Origin of the sequence: Halomonas sp. Ps84H-12, assembly GCF_024124725.1 — a bacterium.
GTDB classification, from domain to species: domain Bacteria; phylum Pseudomonadota; class Gammaproteobacteria; order Pseudomonadales; family Halomonadaceae; genus Vreelandella; species Vreelandella aquamarina.
Genome location: NZ_JAMXSJ010000048.1, coordinates 1 through 17,708 on the forward strand (window position 1 = coordinate 1; position 17,708 = coordinate 17,708).

20 protein-coding genes are annotated in these 17,708 nt (G+C 60.0%); 2 read left to right on the forward strand and 18 right to left on the reverse strand.

The genetic code is table 11. The annotated features are described in order from the left end of the window. The 17 genes from NH344_RS16625 to NH344_RS16700 all read right to left on the reverse strand — a co-directional run. The coding region (locus NH344_RS16625; protein WP_253028166.1) for a conjugal transfer protein TraG N-terminal domain-containing protein at window positions 1-3,292 on the reverse strand (3,292 nt) is incomplete at its 3' end. After that, on the reverse strand, window positions 3,292-4,854 hold the full coding sequence (locus NH344_RS16630; RefSeq protein ID WP_022524150.1) for a conjugal transfer protein TraH: 1,563 nt from the start codon (window positions 4,852-4,854) through the stop codon (window positions 3,292-3,294). The genes NH344_RS16630 and NH344_RS16625, both read right to left, overlap by 1 nt. Beyond that, a complete protein-coding gene (gene traF, locus NH344_RS16635; RefSeq protein WP_253028167.1) occupies window positions 4,854-5,876 on the reverse strand; it encodes a conjugal transfer protein TraF in 1,023 nt (340 codons plus the stop codon). The genes NH344_RS16630 and traF overlap by 1 nt, the downstream gene beginning before the upstream one ends. Beyond that, on the reverse strand, window positions 5,873-6,328 hold the full coding sequence (locus NH344_RS18405; protein WP_366073277.1) for a metal-dependent hydrolase: 456 nt from the start codon (window positions 6,326-6,328) through the stop codon (window positions 5,873-5,875). The genes traF and NH344_RS18405 overlap by 4 nt, the downstream gene beginning before the upstream one ends. A gap of 72 nt (window positions 6,329-6,400) precedes the next feature. Continuing rightward, a complete protein-coding gene (locus NH344_RS16640; protein ID WP_253028168.1) occupies window positions 6,401-7,054 on the reverse strand; it encodes an ERF family protein in 654 nt (217 codons plus the stop codon). Window positions 7,055-7,546: 492 nt separating this feature from the next. Continuing rightward, window positions 7,547-8,641, reverse strand: a complete 1,095-nt coding sequence (locus tag NH344_RS16645; RefSeq protein WP_253028169.1) for a toprim domain-containing protein — start codon at window positions 8,639-8,641, stop codon at window positions 7,547-7,549. A gap of 292 nt (window positions 8,642-8,933) precedes the next feature. After that, window positions 8,934-9,566 carry a DNA cytosine methyltransferase gene (locus NH344_RS16650; RefSeq protein ID WP_253028170.1) on the reverse strand — a complete coding sequence of 211 codons (633 nt, stop codon included), beginning with the start codon at window positions 9,564-9,566 and terminating at the stop codon, window positions 8,934-8,936. Then, window positions 9,488-10,198, reverse strand: coding sequence for a hypothetical protein (locus tag NH344_RS16655; protein ID WP_253028171.1), 711 nt, complete (start codon window positions 10,196-10,198; stop codon window positions 9,488-9,490). The genes NH344_RS16650 and NH344_RS16655 overlap by 79 nt, the downstream gene beginning before the upstream one ends. Before the next feature lie 104 nt (window positions 10,199-10,302). Next, window positions 10,303-10,692 carry a hypothetical protein gene (locus tag NH344_RS16660; protein ID WP_253028172.1) on the reverse strand — a complete coding sequence of 130 codons (390 nt, stop codon included), beginning with the start codon at window positions 10,690-10,692 and terminating at the stop codon, window positions 10,303-10,305. A 310-nt stretch (window positions 10,693-11,002) separates the two neighbouring features. Then, the gene (locus NH344_RS16665) at window positions 11,003-11,374 is read right to left on the reverse strand and encodes a hypothetical protein (RefSeq protein ID WP_253028173.1); all 372 of its coding nucleotides are present in this window, start codon (window positions 11,372-11,374) and stop codon (window positions 11,003-11,005) included. 134 nt (window positions 11,375-11,508) lie between these two features. Next, complete coding sequence (locus NH344_RS16670; RefSeq protein ID WP_253028174.1) at window positions 11,509-11,868, reverse strand: hypothetical protein; 360 nt, start codon at window positions 11,866-11,868, stop codon at window positions 11,509-11,511. Between the two features lie 137 nt (window positions 11,869-12,005). Further along, a complete protein-coding gene (locus NH344_RS16675; protein WP_022524139.1) occupies window positions 12,006-12,419 on the reverse strand; it encodes a hypothetical protein in 414 nt (137 codons plus the stop codon). Then, window positions 12,416-12,733, reverse strand: a complete 318-nt coding sequence (locus NH344_RS16680) for a hypothetical protein (RefSeq protein WP_253028175.1) — start codon at window positions 12,731-12,733, stop codon at window positions 12,416-12,418. Before NH344_RS16680 ends, NH344_RS16675 begins: the two co-directional genes overlap by 4 nt. A gap of 482 nt (window positions 12,734-13,215) precedes the next feature. Further along, entirely contained in the window at window positions 13,216-13,881 is a 666-nt protein-coding gene (locus NH344_RS16685) for an SOS response-associated peptidase (RefSeq protein ID WP_253028176.1), read from the reverse strand. Between the two features lie 17 nt (window positions 13,882-13,898). After that, window positions 13,899-14,177: a hypothetical protein gene (locus NH344_RS16690; protein ID WP_228219492.1), complete on the reverse strand. Its 279-nt coding sequence runs from the start codon at window positions 14,175-14,177 to the stop codon at window positions 13,899-13,901. A gap of 150 nt (window positions 14,178-14,327) precedes the next feature. Next, entirely contained in the window at window positions 14,328-15,221 is an 894-nt protein-coding gene (locus NH344_RS16695) for a hypothetical protein (protein ID WP_022524134.1), read from the reverse strand. Window positions 15,222-15,289: 68 nt separating this feature from the next. Then, the gene (locus NH344_RS16700) at window positions 15,290-15,802 is read right to left on the reverse strand and encodes a DUF192 domain-containing protein (protein ID WP_074211825.1); all 513 of its coding nucleotides are present in this window, start codon (window positions 15,800-15,802) and stop codon (window positions 15,290-15,292) included. A gap of 91 nt (window positions 15,803-15,893) precedes the next feature. Here NH344_RS16700 and NH344_RS16705 point away from each other — a divergent pair, with 91 nt between their 5' ends. After that, a complete protein-coding gene (locus tag NH344_RS16705) occupies window positions 15,894-16,766 on the forward strand; it encodes a DUF6685 family protein (RefSeq protein ID WP_074211824.1) in 873 nt (290 codons plus the stop codon). A gap of 41 nt (window positions 16,767-16,807) precedes the next feature. Here the strand turns inward: NH344_RS16705 and NH344_RS16710 are convergent, their stop codons facing one another. Next, window positions 16,808-17,143: a hypothetical protein gene (locus NH344_RS16710; RefSeq protein ID WP_074211823.1), complete on the reverse strand. Its 336-nt coding sequence runs from the start codon at window positions 17,141-17,143 to the stop codon at window positions 16,808-16,810. 130 nt (window positions 17,144-17,273) lie between these two features. Here NH344_RS16710 and NH344_RS16715 point away from each other — a divergent pair, with 130 nt between their 5' ends. Further along, window positions 17,274-17,579: a hypothetical protein gene (locus NH344_RS16715; protein ID WP_253028177.1), complete on the forward strand. Its 306-nt coding sequence runs from the start codon at window positions 17,274-17,276 to the stop codon at window positions 17,577-17,579. The last annotated feature ends 129 nt before the right edge of the window (window positions 17,580-17,708 follow it).

A 17,708-nucleotide genomic window follows, 5' to 3' on the forward strand; every position in this document is an offset into this window, starting at 1 on the left:
CGTAGGAGGGCGCCTGGGGCACCTGGCCATCCTGAGTCGCTGCGGCCGGCTCCTGGCCGGTTTCAGCCCCGTAGGAGGGCGCCTGGGGCACCTGGCCACCCTGAGTCGCTGCGGCCGGCTCCTGGCCTGAACCAGCAGCTTGCTGGCCATTCTGAGGCCCAGGAGCAATTCCTGGGGTGTCAGAGGGTGCCTGGTCTACTGCTGAGCCTTCAGGCTGGTCATTACCTGCCTGTGATTCAGAAGCAGGCTGATCATCACGGAGCTGCCACCTAGTTAGGTTGGCCTCGGTGGATTGAACAGTCGGACCAGTCTGCGCTTGCTGATCAATCTGATCCTGAGTAGGAGGAACCGCTACGTCGACCGGCTCAAAAGTCCCGTCGCCGCCGTACTGGTAGTAAGAATGGCCTCCTTCACGCTCAACAGCGTAGACAGCTTGAGCTTGGCCGCTCTCGTCCTGTGTGTAGAAGGTGGGAACAAACGTATCATCTCCGACTTGGATATTACTCCTTTGACCTCCAGTAATCAGAGCATCAGCGTTGGCCTGATCCGCAGCAGCAATATCACGCCTGTCCACTACGGATATGGCATCCCCATTATCGACCACATGGTAATCATTCGGCCTTTCAACTGGTGCTTGTGCAGCTCCCTGTATGTTGTCGAGCTGTGCTCCGGTATCGACAGAAAGATCACTGACCCCGCGATCACGGACAGGGGCGGTCGTCGCTGCGGCATCCCCTGCTCGTGCGCCTACATCAGAAGTGTTAGCGCCAACTGCCCCAACTACATCGCCTCTTTGGCCGTCAATGTCTGCCTGATCTTCTTCCATCGTCTGGCCGACACGACCTCGCAGATTGCTCATGTCAGTCTGCATGTCGGACACAACCTGCGGATTAGCCGGCGTTGGCAGAGAGCCCGACCTGCTGGCTGTCCACTCCTCATGGGCCTTCTGTTGAGCCTGGACAGCCTCCTGGTAGTCGGTGGATGCAGCATAAAGCATCGAGGCACGATCCTCACCAGCACGACTTTCAAGAACTTGACGGGCTTCACCTTCATTGTATTTAACGGAGTATCGTTCACCGTCAGATCCAGTTACAGACAACGCACCATCCTCGGCGAAAGTGAGTCTTCCGCTGTCGGATTGAGAGATACTGTTACCTTCTTCCCTAGTTGCCTGCTCTGAGTCAGAGGAGCTTCTTCCTGTCTCACCACGCACTGATCCCTGTCCATAGGCCGATACGCCGCTATTTAGGCTCAAACCGCCTTGAACGCGAGCACCGACTTCCGCAGCAGCCGTGGTGGAAGAGCGTTGAGTTATCTCAGCCATCTCCCTTTCGGAAACACCTGCGTTCTCCATCAGTGAGCGTGTTGCTGCAAGCTCTTCCATATAGCGCTGACCCTGAGTGTCCTGGCTCATTCGAGACCAGTCGATATTGCCATCTCGAACATAACCCTGATCTTCAGCGTACTGCGTAGCCCCCCGAAAGGTATCGGTCATCATGCTCTGGGTTTGCTGAGTGAATGCTTCTTTGGCCTCCTGAGTCCTCTGGGTCGCCTCTGTATAGCCCTGGGAGGCCGACATACTTTCCCTGAAGTCAGCAGCCCGGAGACCCACATTCATGTCCTGGCCACTCATGTTGGTCACCTGGGAGGCACCAACACCAACATGGTGAGCGGAAACCTCATTACCAGAGCTATAGCGGTGAGAAGTTTGGTGAGCATTCATGCTCGCGTTGTTCATGCTCACCTGACCGGCTGTAGCTGCGCCAGTAGAGATGCTGCCAGCAGCAGCTGCCGCATGCTGAGATCCAGAAGCCCTGTCCAGGACAGACGTGAAGGCATAGCCGCTACCGGATACCAAGCCCCACATGATGGCTGGCACTAGGGTCGACATGAAGCCCGAGGCCATCACCATCTTGTCGGACATTTCGCTGACAGCCCCCATGTTGGCCATGGTGAGCCCATCGGCCAGGTAGCCGGTTGTTTGCCCCTGGAAATACAGCATCATGATGTAGTTGACGATCGCGAGGCCCGGCCACCACATAATGAGCCACGTCATGACCTGGGCATACGAGGTGCCCATCTTTCGACCAAGGCCTGGCACCAAGATGGCAGCAAACACGATTGGAGCCAGGCCAATGACAAATGCCTGCAAGATGGCAAAGAAATAGCCCGCCATGTCACGGAACAAGATCGCGGTGCTGTACCAGCCAGATTGCTGAGCCCTTCTAGCCTGTTCAATATTGAGGGCCGAGATAAGCTCGCTAGATCCAGTCGCCATCGCCGCGTACTCGTAAGTGCCCGAGTACATTTCAGCGATCGCCGCCTGGGTGGCAAGCCCGGTCGCATCTTGGACGACGCTTCCACCGGAAGCCCAGCGGAAGGAGTCTTCCAGCGCGGCCTCAGAGAGCGCGGTAGAGCCTGCGGCCTGCTGAAGCCAGAAGGGGGACGATTCCCCCATACCGTTCAGCAGTGAAGGCGCTGCGGTCTGCAAGCGATTATCGATCTTGGTGTAAGCCGTGTCACAGGCCTCCATACCGCCATTGGGGTCTGAAGAGTCATATACCACGGTGTAAACAGCAGGGTTCAAGTTAGAACCGAGGACACTCCAGGCATTCTGGGACGTAATGAGCGTGACGGGCGAAATGCTCCCATTGAAGATATTGGGAAGGGCGCAGTCGTTCATGAAGCTCTGGATGCTAGATCGCAGATAAGGGTCGGTCAGCCGAATGTTCTTCATGTCATTCAGCATATTGGCAGCCATTCCGACTGGAGCACCTTCAGAGAGCCTGAGGTTGGCGAAATTCGGCGTTGTGAAGTTAGCTTCAATGCTGCTCGTCGCCCACATCCCAATTTCTGAGATGACCACAGCAGGCAGGCCTATCGCAGCGGGAACTCCATCAATGCGCTGAGTAAACTGTGGTGACCCAGTGCCATCCCACACCATATCCTCAACGAAAATGTCTACTTTCAAGCTGAAAAGCATGTATACCGTCAGCAACATGCCCGCGAAGTACATGGCAATCTTCTGCAATGTGCCAGCAAGAATGCCGGTGAAGCACATCGCCAAGAAACCTGCCATGGCCAGCACAAGCGTCAGGTTACGAAACCCAGGGTTAGATGCCGGGTCCGTCATTCGCTTGATCGCCTCGAGGATCTGAGCGAGGGCATAGCCATTACCGTAACCATAGAAGGTCCAGGTATCGGCACCACCGCCCGGGGTCATGGTTTCTGCGATCGCCACCCCCGGTAGGGCCAAAGCAACAACCGCCAGGCCTATTCCTAGCCACCTCATCAGTTCACCTCCCGTGCCATGTCGCGGGCGAAGTTCATGCCTGAGAGCCCCATGGCATGAAGGTTGCGAAGCGTTGACCGATTGATACGGTCAACTTGCGCCATGATATTTTCCTGAGTCTCGGCCATCAGGTTGATTTGCTGTGCCTTCTCAGAGGTAAGGGCCACAAGCTCATTCTGTGCATCCCTAAACTCCTTAAGAACGTCAGCTGGCAGCTGGGAAACAGTGGTAGTTTTAGCCGTGGCCTGAACAGCATGGCGGATGTACTCAATGGAGATCATGTAACTCAAGATCATTGAATTACCTACAACGAGGTCGTAGGCAATCTCAGGATAGGTAGCAGCCACATTGACAGCCTGATACAAGGGGAACGGCGCCGCGGCGATGATCGCCTTTTGAGATGAGGAAAGTGGAGTACCTGAGGCCACATTCTCTACTGCGCCCTCGAGTTCCGTCACAACCGTAGTGAGGAACCCCTGCCCAAGGGACATGTCTTCCACTTTCGTCCTCTGAGGTGACCAGCAATTCCTAAGATCGCTGTTGCGGCAAGTGTATATCTCCATCTTTTGGCCTGAGCTACCCTCTTGCCATACCTTGTCCTCGCAGAAATCGTTAATAAACTCTGCGTATTGTATTTGCGAGGGTGATGCCCGTTCGCTGCCACAGAGGAAAACATCAAGCATTGCGCTACCAGTCTCTATGGTTGGCGCATACGTATTAGTTTCACCATCTTTATTCTTGTTTCTTACTTCGGTGCCAATCCAGCTCATCAACAGCTCGGCAAATATTTTATTTTCTGCTCCCATGTTGTTTGTGCCGTCCTTGCCCGGTGCGATACCGGCCTCCTGAAGGCCCAACCAAGTACGGTTGCCGTTAATGTCCATCGCAAGGGCTTTGTCGCCTTCATTGGCCTCCAGGTGATCATAAATTTCGCCGCCCGCATCTCCACTTGTGTCACAGGTGTCCTGCTGGGCAGCCAGCCAGTCGCTCTCTACCCCTTCAAACATGCCGACCGAGCTGCACCAGAGGTTGCTCAGTTCATCGGTGTAGTCGGGGAAACCATCTACGATGGCCTGAGCCGCCTCACAGCTATCCTGGGACAGCTTTGCGGCGGCCTGAGCCATGCGCTGAGCAAACTCCAAGACATCGCCGCATATAGGGCAGAGCTGCTTGAGAGCGAGCTGGAAGGAGAGGGCGACAACCCCTTGGGCGATCTGTTCCAGCATTTGCTGGATCTGCTCGCTATCAATGTACGAGAAGCCGCCAAAATGGGCGTCAATACCGTTACAACCGACCTCGAGCCTCGGCGGATCGAGATTCACCAGCGAGTAACGGTTCTGCGAGAAGCGCATTGTCATGCCGCCCGCGGAGTAACCATGTCTCGTGCGAGTCTCAAATGCTGTGGCACTCGTGCTGCTGCTGAAACCACCGCCAGCACTTGAAAGCCTATCGAACGCATCATTCAGGGCGCTCGCCTCGGCCTGTCCGATCGTAGCGGTGAGCGACATTCCCGTGAGTACGGAGGTCGCCACCATGGTTGCTATCTTCTTGCGGTGAATCATCACTCAACTCCTTGGGGAATGCCGGCGCCCAGACCACCGGACGACCGCTCAAGCATGTCGGGGACGCTGAAATCGACAGCCGGACCAGCACCGTCACTAACGGCGTTCAGGCCTTTCTCTGCTGCTCGCTGAATGGCGCCAAAGAAAACCTCAATGCGTGATGTGATGCGCTGGGCTGCCTCAACGCCACTCGACACGCGGAACCACAGGTCATCCTGGGGGAGGTGAAGCCATAGATCCGGGACAGCCTCGATGGCCAGGTGGCCAGCTGCCTCGACTGATCGCCCTGTGGTATCGCAGGTCTCGGTGAAGTCCGACATGCACACGTTGTCGAGGGGGGCGTTATAGATGGTGAGCCCCGTTCGCCGGCCGAGCTGTTTCATCACCGGCTGCATGTCATGGCAGAACTGGCAGGTTGAACGGGTAAACCAGACCAAAAACCCACCTTGGTCGTTAATCTCTTCCATAACGGCGTTACGCTTGCCGTCCTGAGCGCGAGACGCCGCACGCAGTCCGAAGGACGACACCGGGCTATGAACCAACGGGTTCAGATCCTGGTTCTGGATCTGGTTCCACTCCCACATGCGAGACATCGTGATGGCCTGGTCAACCGCCCAACGCATATACCGCTGAAACCGCTCCACGGTCTCCGGGTTGTTGGGGCTCATCACGGCTTGATTCAGCAGCATGTCGCGCTGCTTGGCCTGGAAGTCGAAGCTCCCCTGCGGGTCCACGAAGCCGCATGACGGCTCCCACTCGTCAGGGTCGGTGCAGTCACGGTCCTCCTCGCTCGCCTCCTCACGGGGCTTAGCGACCACCTCTGGAGGCTTTTCCTGCTCTTCCTCCTTCTCCTCTTCGTCGTCGTCCAGGTGGCCCCAGAACCAGCCGCACTCCTTAGGGTTGCTGGAATCCAGGCAGGCACGATTCGAGCCCGCCTCGGATTGCGCCTCCGTGGCCGGTGACAGCGCCAGCAGCGCCAAGAACAAGGGGGCCAGCACATGGCCAGCCAGTAGGTGTTTCATAGCACGAAGCTCCGAATTGAAATTGCCGCAAGTACCCATGCGGCAAGCACGGGCCAGAATTCCGAAGTGCCGCCATCCCATAGATTCAAGGAGTGACGCTTAGCGGGGTGCCAAACGGGCACCCCGGATGGGGTTCCTGCATCCCCTGCGATATGCGAGAGACCGCCTATGACGAACCCCAGGAGAGCCGCGGCCAGGAGAGGGGTTTCTGCAAGCCACAACCACGCAGCAACCGCTCCCCCTGCCCAAGGGAGGAGCCAATGCGTTACGGTCCTATGTGGGATCAGCGTGGTCGGCCCGACCCGGATTTCCATCCAGTCCGGCGCGGTTGAGCCGGGCAGCGCCAACGCCGCCACCGCAAGCGCCGGCCCCCCTCCATACAGGGGCGTGATTGCCGCTCCAGCGGTCACGCCAAACGCCAAACCAAAAAGCCGGTGCGCGTTGCCGGTCACAGGGCCTCCTAGGGTCAATTCAAAGCACGCGAGAAAGCCCCGATTCCACGAAGGAAAGGGGGCTATGAATCATCATGCTGGTTGGTATTGCTGTCGCTGGAGGAAGCGGCGCCGCTGTGCGATCGCCCCTTTCAACCGTGCCGACAGGTGAGCATCCAGCTGTGCGGTAGTGACCCAGCGTTCAGCTGCGGCCAGCCGTTCAGCATCTGCATTGTCGATCTCGGCCAGAATCACCTCAGGAGAGGCAAGTCTACGGCCGTTTATTGACTGCTGAGAATCGGCTTCAGCATCGCTCCCGGGGAGCATTACTGATGTGTTCACAGCAGCATTTCTGGCAGCATTTCCATCGTCATCAGGCCCCTGAGCCAGGCCCAGAAGCGCCAGCAACCCATACCGTCGCGCATACGTCTGAGCAGACGCCACGCCATGGCTATCATGGGTGTCCACTGGCATCTCGCAGTAGGAGCCAATAAACTCCCCGCTCGGACCATGAATCAGCATGGTTTCCATCACCACGGCCCCCACATTGCCTGGTACAGGCGCTTGAACCAGCGCTATTTCGTGCCGATTCAAGACATTGCGGACGCTGCCGATGATGGCAGTGAGGCTGGCGTAGCTGCTGTCGTACATCGGATTGCTGCAATCCGAAGCGACAACCCCACCCAGCTCTGCCTGGACTGAAGCCAACGCTCTGCCAATGCTGGCGATTGAGTCGCTACGGTTCATAACGTGCTCTCCTCTCATCCCCCAGGTAGCGGGGTCTCACGAGAGGTAGGGGGGGCACTGACAGATAGCTAAGGAGGTGACGCAACTAGCTGAATATCAAAAGAAAACGAAGAATGGACGCAGAAACTGAAACGTATCGCATGGAGAACTGATGTACCGCGCATGGGAACTAGACGAATACGCTAGGCCCCATTCACCACGAGTCGCAGCGCATATAATCGACAAGAATAAAAAATCTGATCATGGAAATAAGGCAAAGGAAGCGACAGCCGACCCCGTGCTGATGGCCTTGAATACTGACGCTCCTCCAGGTGGATTGCTTGCCACCCTGAAGAGTGTCCCGAAAGCAACAAACAGGGAGCGGAGGTTAACGATGGTTTAACTGAACGACGCTCCATCCCCACGAAACACTTGTTTCAGCTAACAAGCATCCCGTCCCTATGGCTGAACATTAAAAAGCCCTCCCAACAGGATGTTAGGAGGGCGTGAAGGTTAAGCGGCCTGACCTTCGCGAGGAAACCTCGCCAGGTTGCCACTGGTGTACACGTCAGCCCAGTCCAGGCTTTTGTCAGGACCGGAGCTGGGTGCATCCGGGATTCGGATAGACGCCTGAATCCCCTTCTCCCATAGGCGAGCCTGAAGCGCTTTTGCCGCATCCTGCCCAGCCCTTCGACCCTTCTTGTCCGGCAGGTCACGATCAGCCCAGATCACGACCTCCTTGACCCCTTCTGGTGGCTCAAAAGCCCCCATCAGAGACGCGGACAACACGGGCCATACCGGCATGCCTGTCGCTGCCCGAACAGCCAGGGCAGTCTCAATGCCCTCGGCGATGCCGAGAACACCGCCGACCGCACTGCCAAGCCGGATAGCACCACCACCGACCTCGCCGCCATTGACGACCGGAAACAGCTTCTTGGCCTTCGCCACGGGCGCCTTCTCCACCACACCATTCTGCGAACGGTGGAGATACGTCCGGTGCATGGTCACAGGTTGGCCATCGGCATCCCGCACGATCGTCAGCAAGGCCGGGTAGTGGCCCACCACCTTGCCTTTCTCGATGTAGGCGAGGTTCGGGTGAAGCCGCGCCTCGCTTTCCATCACGCTGAGCATCGACTTCACGGGCAAGCCGCGGAATTGCAGGTAGCTCCCCAGGAGAAACCTGCCTTCCCCCTTGTCCAGCGGCAGAGCTTCCGTCCAGCGCTTACGCAGCGTGGGGCGGATGTCCTGCTTGGGCTTGGGCTTAGGCGGCACGGGCCGCGACACAGCAGGCGCCAGCGGCTCAACCGATTTCTCGCCGAGCGCTCCCATCACCTGCTCCAGGATCTCCGGGAGATTCCAGCCCTTCAGCTCCTTGAGCAGGCTGAAGCCATCCCAGTTACCGCAAGTGCAGATCGCTGTGCCACGCAGCTGAAAGTCGCGATCGAGCCGGAAGTCCTCTTTCCCACCATGGACGGGGCAATCGATATGCGTGCCAGGGTGCTCGAGAGCTGCGTCCAGCTCAGGACAGAGGGCTTGGAAGACCTCCCCCCAGCGCCCTTGGGCGATACGCTTCACATCAGCGATCTCGTACTTGTTGCTCTTGCTCATGATCAGTCTCCTCTCTCATTCCCGGTTGCCCGGATCTCACAAGGAGGTAGGGCGAGGTGTGACGGTTATGGAGAGATAGGGGAGTGACTGCCACGTTCGCGGGTGACGGGATCAAGGCGCCAGCTCGATTTCGCATGCGAAACTGAAAAAAGCCCCAAGCACGGATGTGCCTGGGGCTTGAAGGGTAGATCAGGCTGCTATGGCATCTGAGCGTTTCAAGCTCGCCAAGCAGTTGCCGACCAGACGGCCTACGGCACGGAATGCCGTGAACACGACTGATTGGCCCAGCAGCTCATGGCTGACGGTTTCCGACAGGCCATGAACCAGCTCTTCCGGGATCGTCTTCAACCCGGGCATGTTCCGCCTTGGTCAGGAGACGGGACAAGCTGGGTTCATCCGGGTGCCGGATGAACGGCTCAGTAGATCGGGCCTTCGCGTAGCCGCGCCCAATCGTCCCGAGGCCATCCTCGCTTCCATCGAGCAGCTGCCGACGAAAGCCTTTCCCTGAGGCCAGATCACGCGCTTCCTTGTCCGCCAGGTACGAGTAAGCCTTGTACCGTGACGCGACCGCTTCATGAGGTTCAAGCACCTCCTGAAGCGAGGCTTCACGCTGACGCACCGGCTCCAGCTTCCCGAGGTCAACCTCAACCCCTTTGCTGACCGCGAGCATGCACAGCCTGTCACGCCGCTCCAATGCACCGAGGGCATGCCCATCGAGGACCGTCTCCTGGACCTCGTAGCCAAGCCCCGACAGCACATTGCGAATCACCATCATGCTGACAGTGTTCTGGTAGGGCGGGACATTCTCGAGCAGGACGGCTGCCGGCCGAAGGGTCTGGATGGCATTCAGAAAGGCGACGAAAAGGCTTCCAGCCGTCTCGTGCGCTTCCGCATGCGCCAGGCCATTCTTGGCACGCCCCGACAAACTGGCGCCTGTGCGTACAAACCGGCCAATAACAGGTGGACAGGAGGCAGCTTATGCCACTCCACATCCTGCATTGGCCCCTCGATAGCGATACTGTCCTCATCCCAGACCGGATTGTTGGCCAGTGAAGCATCCAGGTAGGCACCCTCCAGCTCATTGGCAAAGGCCAATCGAGAGGGCACCCCGGCATCTGCCAGCCCCGTGTGTATGGCCAGGTCAAGCACGCCACCGCCATGCGCGATCGAGCCAATTTCCAAGGGCTCCCCGTTGCTGAGGGCCTTGAGCAACCGCTCCATGCGCTCCGACTCAGCGAGGTCGTGGTGATGGATCGTGATGTCGATGCGGTTGCCCCGCACAACGACACGAACCCTCTCGACCTTGCCCAGCGCCTCAGCCAACTCGGCAGCGGTGATGTCGATCACCGGCAGCTCGTTCTCCCCACGCTTCCGGCGAGACACCTTGTAGGCGCCATCTGCCGCAAACTGGAGGGTCAGGCTTTTTCGACCCGCGACGAGGTTGAAACGCTGACCAGGAGAGATCCCGGTACGCGCCAGCCGGTTGCCTTCCAGCCACAGACGCTGCTTGCCACGATGCTCACCAATCTTGGTGTAAATCACAGTGCTCTTGCTCATGATCCATCTCCTCTCTCATTCCTGCGATATGCAGGTCTCGAGAAGAGGTAGGGCGCAGAGTGACCGAGGGCCGGGGAGGGGAAAGCCTGAGGTGCCAGGAGGCCTCAGCAACAGCTGCCTTGGTATTCCTGGATGGACGCCTCCTCGAGGAGCTTGTCGGCAGCTTCTTGAAGGCTGGCGGCCATGCCGGGAGACTCAGCCAGGGCAGTTTCAGCGCGCTCTCGGTAAGCCTGAGCACGCTGCCGGCACAGGTAGGCTGGAAAAGGGGGTATCGCGTAGTCGACAGGAACCAGCGCCTGGCTGCGCGGCGCGTAACCCAGTCGTGAGACGGCTCGACCGTAATTGTCGAAGAGCGTGGCGCCCTCGAGGAGGTCATGGGCGGCTCCACTGGCCTCCCAGGCGTCGACTAGCGGTTTCATGGGGTGTTGAGTAGCCCGCGCCAGCGAGGCAACCACCTGCATGCTGACATGGTGAGGCACAAGGCAGGTCGCCATGGTAGGAAGCCATGGGCATACAGGGCGCTCTCTCCGGCCCCTCAAGCGGATTTCGGCGACATAGCCGAGCTTGGAGGTTCTGGAGCAGCCTGCGCTCTCTGTGGGGCGGGAGGCCTAATGCCTGCTTATGGTGGAGTGCCTTCATGATCACGGCATGCTCAAGCCGATACCAGGCTTCAAACATGAGGGCATCCAACAGGGTGGGGGCGCGTTGACCGAGCAGCTTCAGAGGCAAGGTCGGCAAGCCAACGGTCATCGCGTCACTCCAGGAAAGGAAAAGACCCCAGCGAGTGGGGTCTGAGAAACAGGGTTAGGCAGCCGACTTGATGGCATTGACCAAAGAGACGCCGCGCTCATAGGCTTCACGCGCCAGCTCTTCAGCATGCTCATCCAGGTGGCTGTTATCGTCGCCGATGTTGACCTCGACGCCGCTAAGGACCGCAGCGCAGTCATCCAGCAGAACGGATTGACCGGCCACGTCGACTGACACCTTTGCCCTGAGCAAACCGTAGAACCATTCATCATCCCGCCAGCGCTGTTTATCGGTCTCGCTGTGGCAGTCGAAGTGGTCCGGGGTAACGTCCGGGTCGCGATCCAGGAGCACCGTCACAGTGAAGTCCCCCTGGGTGCCCTGAACGGTGTCGGAGCAGATAGCAAAGTTGTCGAATTTCGTGAGTTCCATGATCGTTCTCCTCTCTCATTCCTGCGGTATGCAGGTCTCGAAAGGAGATAGGGGAGGGTGTGACACCAGCCATGGCACCAGCGTGAAAAAGCCCCCACATGTCGCCATGGGGGGCTCTGAAGGTCTTTCTGGCGTCAAGCGGCACGAGTCGTTGGGCCGACCATGCTTCTTGCCTTCTCCAGGGCTCGGTGCGCCAGCACGGCCGCCTGGGCATCAAGGTGGTTACTCGTCACCCCGACATTGACACCGATCGCGTGCTGCTTGGTCCGAGCATCCGGGATGCGGATAGAGTGCTCGTTGATGGCCACGCTCACCTCGGCTTCCAGCATGGCGACGAACCCATAATGCTCGGTGGCCTCGGCACAACGCATGTGGTCCTCAGGGGACGCCTCGTAATCGTGCTTCAGGGTGACCGTCACCGTGTAGGCCCCAGCGAAGCCCACAACAGAATCACCGATCATCGCGTAGGTATAGAACCGCTCCAGCTTCATCATCCATCTCCTCTCTCATTCCTGCGGGGGTGCAGGTCTCGAGAGGAGGTAGGGAGGTCAATGACAGTGCTGGCGCCGGGAATCGGTGGCCACCATGAAGGCCGGTGGCCACCGTCAGACGAACGGGAGGCAGGAGGGGGTTATGCCGCTACCTGGGCCAGCAGGGAGCGAACGTGCGGATTGGCATCCCGTCCATCACCTTCCACGCCTTGGGCAGGGCGACGGAGCGCATGGCTCGCCCACAGCGCGACCGCGGCGGAACGGCTGACGCCTGCGTTGCAGTGGATCAGTAGCTTCACCGGCTGCCGGGCCTGCGCCCAATGGCCGATCCAGGCCGAGATTCGACGCGCATCATCCGGGGTCATCGGTTCCTCGCAGCCAAAGCCTTCCCCCGGCACGACATCATCGAACTGCATCGAGAGCACGTCCCCCCATCCCCTGGCCAAGCGAGGTGAACGCTCATCGATGCCATGGATGGACAGAACAACCGTGTCCGTGGTGGCTTGGCGGCGTTCGATGTCGCGACGGCTGGTGTATTCGATGCTGGTAATCATGACGCTACCTCCGTTCGTGTGTTCAGTGCGTCGAGCGCCAGCTGCTTGATATGGCCGGCGTAGCTCAGACGCTTCGCATACTCGGCATGCAGATCACGCCGAGTCTGTTGTGCCTCAAGTCGGTTGAAGGCGCCCTGGGTCTCGACCAGGACGGCCTGGGCGGCGGCATAGTACCGCGCCAGGCTGTCGCGACTTGGGTACATGGGGTGAGAGCGATGGCAAGACAACCATTCGCTGGCCTCGCCGATGACGAGTGACCGCGAGAGAGGGTTGTCCAGGTAATGGCGTACCAACTGCTCTCTGGTTGGCTCCATCACGGGGCCGGGTCGCTGCATGGGGCCTCCCACATCATCCGCCAGCCGACACTTCAGCTGGCTTGAAGGGAGGTAGGGCGGTAGGTGACACAGCGACCAGAGGTGAGAAAGCCCCAACTAGCGAGCTAGAAGGGGCTTGAAGGGTACTGCAAGGAATCAGATCAGCTCAAATGGCTTGGGCTGCTGATTTGCTGTGCGTGACAGCTTACCCTGGGCAACGTGACCACAGGGATTCCTCATGGAGGTTTCAGGACAGCTGACGTAAGCGCCCTCGCGTGATAGCCGAATAAGCCAGCGGGCCTTGTCCAAGCAGCCTGAAAACCAAACCGATGAGGTCTACGAAAGCAATTTTCTCGCTCTCATACCGTTCTACGAACGGCCTCGCCCATAAGATAGGGCGGCAGGTGACAGCTGGGAAGGCTTCAGTTGGAAATCCGTGAACTGCGGTGTTCCTGGCAGCGCAGAGCGACAGGCATCAGCCCCTAACCCGGAACCCCCTCTACCGGCGCCAGGAGGTGCTGGCCATCGGCCGTTGCATCATTGACCGCCTGGCCGACCTCATAGACCGCCAGCTGCGACGGGTGGAGAGGCTTGAGCTGCTGTTTCAGCGTATCGCGATCCTGCACCTCGGGGTCGAGCCAGGCATCAGCGCCAGCGGCTACGACGACCGGCATGCGGCTATGAATCTGCTTTGCTACGCCCTGTGCCGGCTGAGTCACGATCGCGCACCCCAGCTCGCCATCAGCTCGCTTGGTGAAGACCCCCGCCAGAAACAGCAGGCCACTCGAGGCCCCGTGGAAGTAGAAGGGGAACTTGCGCTCTCCCTCATGCCGCCACTCGAACCAGCCGTTCACTGGCACCAGGCAGCGGTGGCGAGCGAAAGCGCCTTTCCAGAACCGGCTCGTCGCCAGGCTCTCGGCCCTGGCCACATGCGTGCGCGGCGCATCCTCTGGCGCCCATCTGGGCTTGAAGGACCACTGAAGGGTGGTCACTTCAGGGGCGCCCTCCGTGGCAGCGATCGCCACGATAGGGCCGCCCGGGGGGATGTTGTACCGGGCCGGTGGGATTGTTGCACCGGACGCCAGGGGGTAGCCGAAGCTCTCGGCCACCTGGCGAGGGTCATCATAGAGGGCGAAGCGTCCACACATGGCTGCTGCTCACTCGATCATTCGGCCGGCTCACCGTACTGCTCGCGATAGTGTCTGGCTTCTTCGCATTCCGGTGTCAGGCCTATCATGTCCAAAAGCTGGCGCTCCCAAGCGCCAGGTCGACGTGATCCATCCGCGATGGCAACCGCCACCTCCTGCATCATCTCTTCAACCGTTCCCCATGGAATTGCGGCGCCATGCTGCTTCTGGAGCTTCGTCAGGTACTCCAGCTCGGCATGGACAGCGGCCGGCAGGGTGATTGTCAGCGGTACGGTATTGCTCTCCTCGACTGCCATCAGCGGGCTCCTCGTGGGCGATTCGTGGTTTTAAGGATACCAGCCCCTACGCCGTGTGCTGCGCCAGCAGGCGTCGGGGTCGGGGATAATGCTTAACCCGCCCAGAGAAAAGCCCCCAGGCAATGCAATGCCATGGGGGCTGAAGTGCTATCAAGCGACTCGCCACACACCTCGCTCGACCGGCGCAAACCAGTCATTGACGTAGAGCGTCTGGCGAACCTTCTCGCGCCAATGCTGACGACCCGCCAGCTTGTCCGGCGCATTCTCCGCTACCGCCTCATACAGGCGCGACAGCGGAGCTTCACCACCCAGCGACACCAGCGCCTGGCGTACCACGGCCTTCCATGACCCTCGCAGCCGACGCTGCTGGCTGTGAGCCATGCTGGAGAGCGTCGATAGCAGGGCCACGCTGCGATCAGGACGCTGCCACAGCAGGATGTACTCGTGAGCCACCCTGGGCAGCCGCATGCCCGCATACTGCCGTGACGCGCTCTGGACGTTGTGCTGTGCCTTGATCAGCACGGCCCTCAGCTCGTCCGCAGGCATCCTGGCGATCGCATCAGCCTGGAAGGACCAGTAATGTCCATTCCGCCTCAGGTCGCCAATGATCGTCCCGTAGAAGCCACCATGGTTCACGGCCTCGCGCTGGTTCAGCAGAGCCTGCTGGAGCTTGTCCATAAACTCCTCAGGATCAGCGCAGCGCGACAGGTCATCCGGGTGCTCGCCGGGATAGACGTTCCCGCTGTACACGATCATGTCGTGATAGGGCGGGTGCGACAGGCAGAGATCCACCGGCTTCCCGGTGGCATCCAGGATGGAGTGCCGCAGGATGTTGAAGCCCGAGTGAAGATCCAGGCCAAAGGCCTCGATCCCCATCTCTGAGGCCACCTCCACTGAGGTGCCACTGCCCACCATGGGGTCGCAGAAGGTCTCCGGGCGAAGCTGCTCGAAAATGTCCTTGTAGACATGCCCCGAACAGTTACCGCGCCAGCTCGACTTGCCCCACTTACCACGGGTCGGGTGCGAAATTACAGACGTGCTCATGATCCATCTCCTCTCTCATTCCTGCCGGATGGCAGGTCTCGAGAGGAGGTAGGGGCAGGCCTGACGGGCTAGAGGTCGACCTCCAGCCGGTCGCCGACCTCCACTCCCATAGCGTCGAAAGCGCCAGCATTCAGCTCCAGGGCCATCCAGAAAGGCACGCTGGCCGGATACCGTGGGCAATCCTCACGCTGGCGGGTGCAGGGCGGCATCGTCGCCATCGACAGCACCCTCCCTTGCTGATCGAGAAAGGCGATGTCGAGGGGGAAGCGGGTCTGGTACATCCAGAAGCTACTCTCCGCCGGCTGCTGTTCGCCGTAGGTGAAGAGCATCCCCGCGTTGTCGGGAAGTGATGGGCGCTCCATCAGCCCCTGGCGCCGCTGGCGCGAGGTGCGAGCTACCTCAAGCGCCAGCTCATGGCGCCCATCCTGGGTTGCCATCTGGCCTACGACCTCCTGCATGACCTGGCGCTCTACCACCAAGGCCATCATCGCGATCCCAGTCAAGAATAGGGCGGTGATGCCGATACCAATGGTCATCGATGGCGAGCTGCGGCGCGTCAACGTCGAGTGGGTCTGAGGCATGGTTACCTGGGGCTCCAATGATTCATATCGGGTTGCCCCATGGATAGGTCCGTGGCTGACGCTACCCAGGACAGTCAGGAGAGAGCAGTACATGCCGGCGACCCTGCCATTCGGCCGCTGGCTGCACAAAGCCCGATGGGTCGACACCGCAGCCTGGAAATACGCTCAAGCGTTTCACGAACAAGCCCGCCAAGTAGCGTTCCCGGCCGAAAGCGCCAGCGGTCGAGGGATCATCCGGTGGCAAGACTGGCCGCCCTGCTTCGGTGGGGATATTGCACACTGGGAGCCCGGTCCTCGAGGGATGCTCTGCCGCCGCGCTACGCTCGCGCCAGCCTCCCGCCTCATCACGACGGTATATCACGACGCCTTCAGCTGCTCGATACGAGAGATCACCAGCCTGGAATCCGGTAAGGGCGGTCTCACCACCTCGGCCACCCTCGACGCCTACGCGCTCAGCGAATGCTGCGGTCTCATCAACAGTGACCCTGCCTGGATAGAGAAACTGCTCGGCTGGCACGAGCTGAGATTCAATGCAGCCCCTGGCGCGGGAGAGTCACTGGAGAGCTTCAGCTGGCACGGCCGCGGCTATCACCTGCTCAACCAGGGCGGCGCCCACCATTTTGCCGCTGCCCGTTATCTCGCTGGCTTCTACGCCCCGAGGTTCTGCATCAATGCCCCCCTGGCCAGGTACAGCATCAATCACGAGGCCGCCCAGGACATCCTCAACGCCTACGACATGTTCTGTGAGCCCGAGGACCAGGCAATGCTCGAGGCCTTCACGCACCGCATGGCCGCGGCAGGGGTTCCGCACGCAACGTGCCCAGCACCCCCGCCTTGGGACGGGGAGTACCGGCTCCTGCTGCTGTCCCGGGAAAGTCGCAAAGCTGCTGGCGCTGCGTCCGTGCTACGCCAGCATGGCTGGTTCGATGTCAGCGCCCTCCTGCGCAGTCATGTCACCCCATAGGGGCGATGCAGGGCAGTACTGCGATCGCCGCCGTTGGCACGCTACACCCCCAGCTGCTCGCTGGTGAGCGGAATCTCGCCCTCATCGATCTTGATCACCACACACGTCTCATAGGGGTTGTCCGGGTAGGGTGAGCCGACTTCCGACACGTCGAGGCCCCGCTTGCGCAGCGCCGTAATGGCCCTCCGGTTGGGGCCACCATCCGGGCCGAACAGCACCTCCCCGCCCAGCTGCTCAATCTGCTCGAGCAGGCCACCCGTGGTTTCATCGGTGACGCTCACGAACTCGCTATCGAGGAGGTTCAGCTCGTCATCAGGGTTGTATATCTCATGGTTGTCGAGAGCCGTCACGGCCCGCGCCAGCGCATCAATGCTCATTCTGTGGCTCCTTTCGTGGTTGCGATCGCCCGTGGCCTTGCCGCGCCTTCGGACCCTATTCTCTATGGTGCTGCGGGCGAGGCTTTGCAAGGGCTGGCGCCAGCACCAACAACTGGAGAGGGGGACAGGCATGACCACAGTGAGGATGGATGACATCACGACGCAGGCACTCGAGAGGCTTGTCGCCGTCGCCTTGAGCGATACCGGGCAATCCCGGCGCTGCGCCGACTTCCTGCTGGCGTGGTACAACGCCGCAGAGAACGGGGGCTTTGATCTCACCACCCTCTGGGGCATGGATGACGAGCTGGCCAGTGCGTGTGGCGTGGTGTTCCTGTGGATGGCGAGCCATCGCGCCTATCCCGATGATCTCGGCTATGGAGAGGTATTCCAGCGGATCTGGGCGCTCTGGCGAGCCGGTAGTGAGCAGGCCGGCTGAGAATCGAGTAGGAGGGGGAGTCGCCTCCCCCGTCCTCTCACACCACCGGGCAAACGGATCCGTACCACGGCGGTTCCTGTCCCCCATTATCGGGCTGAGCTTCGTTCCGCTGAATTCGCTCGCCTGTGT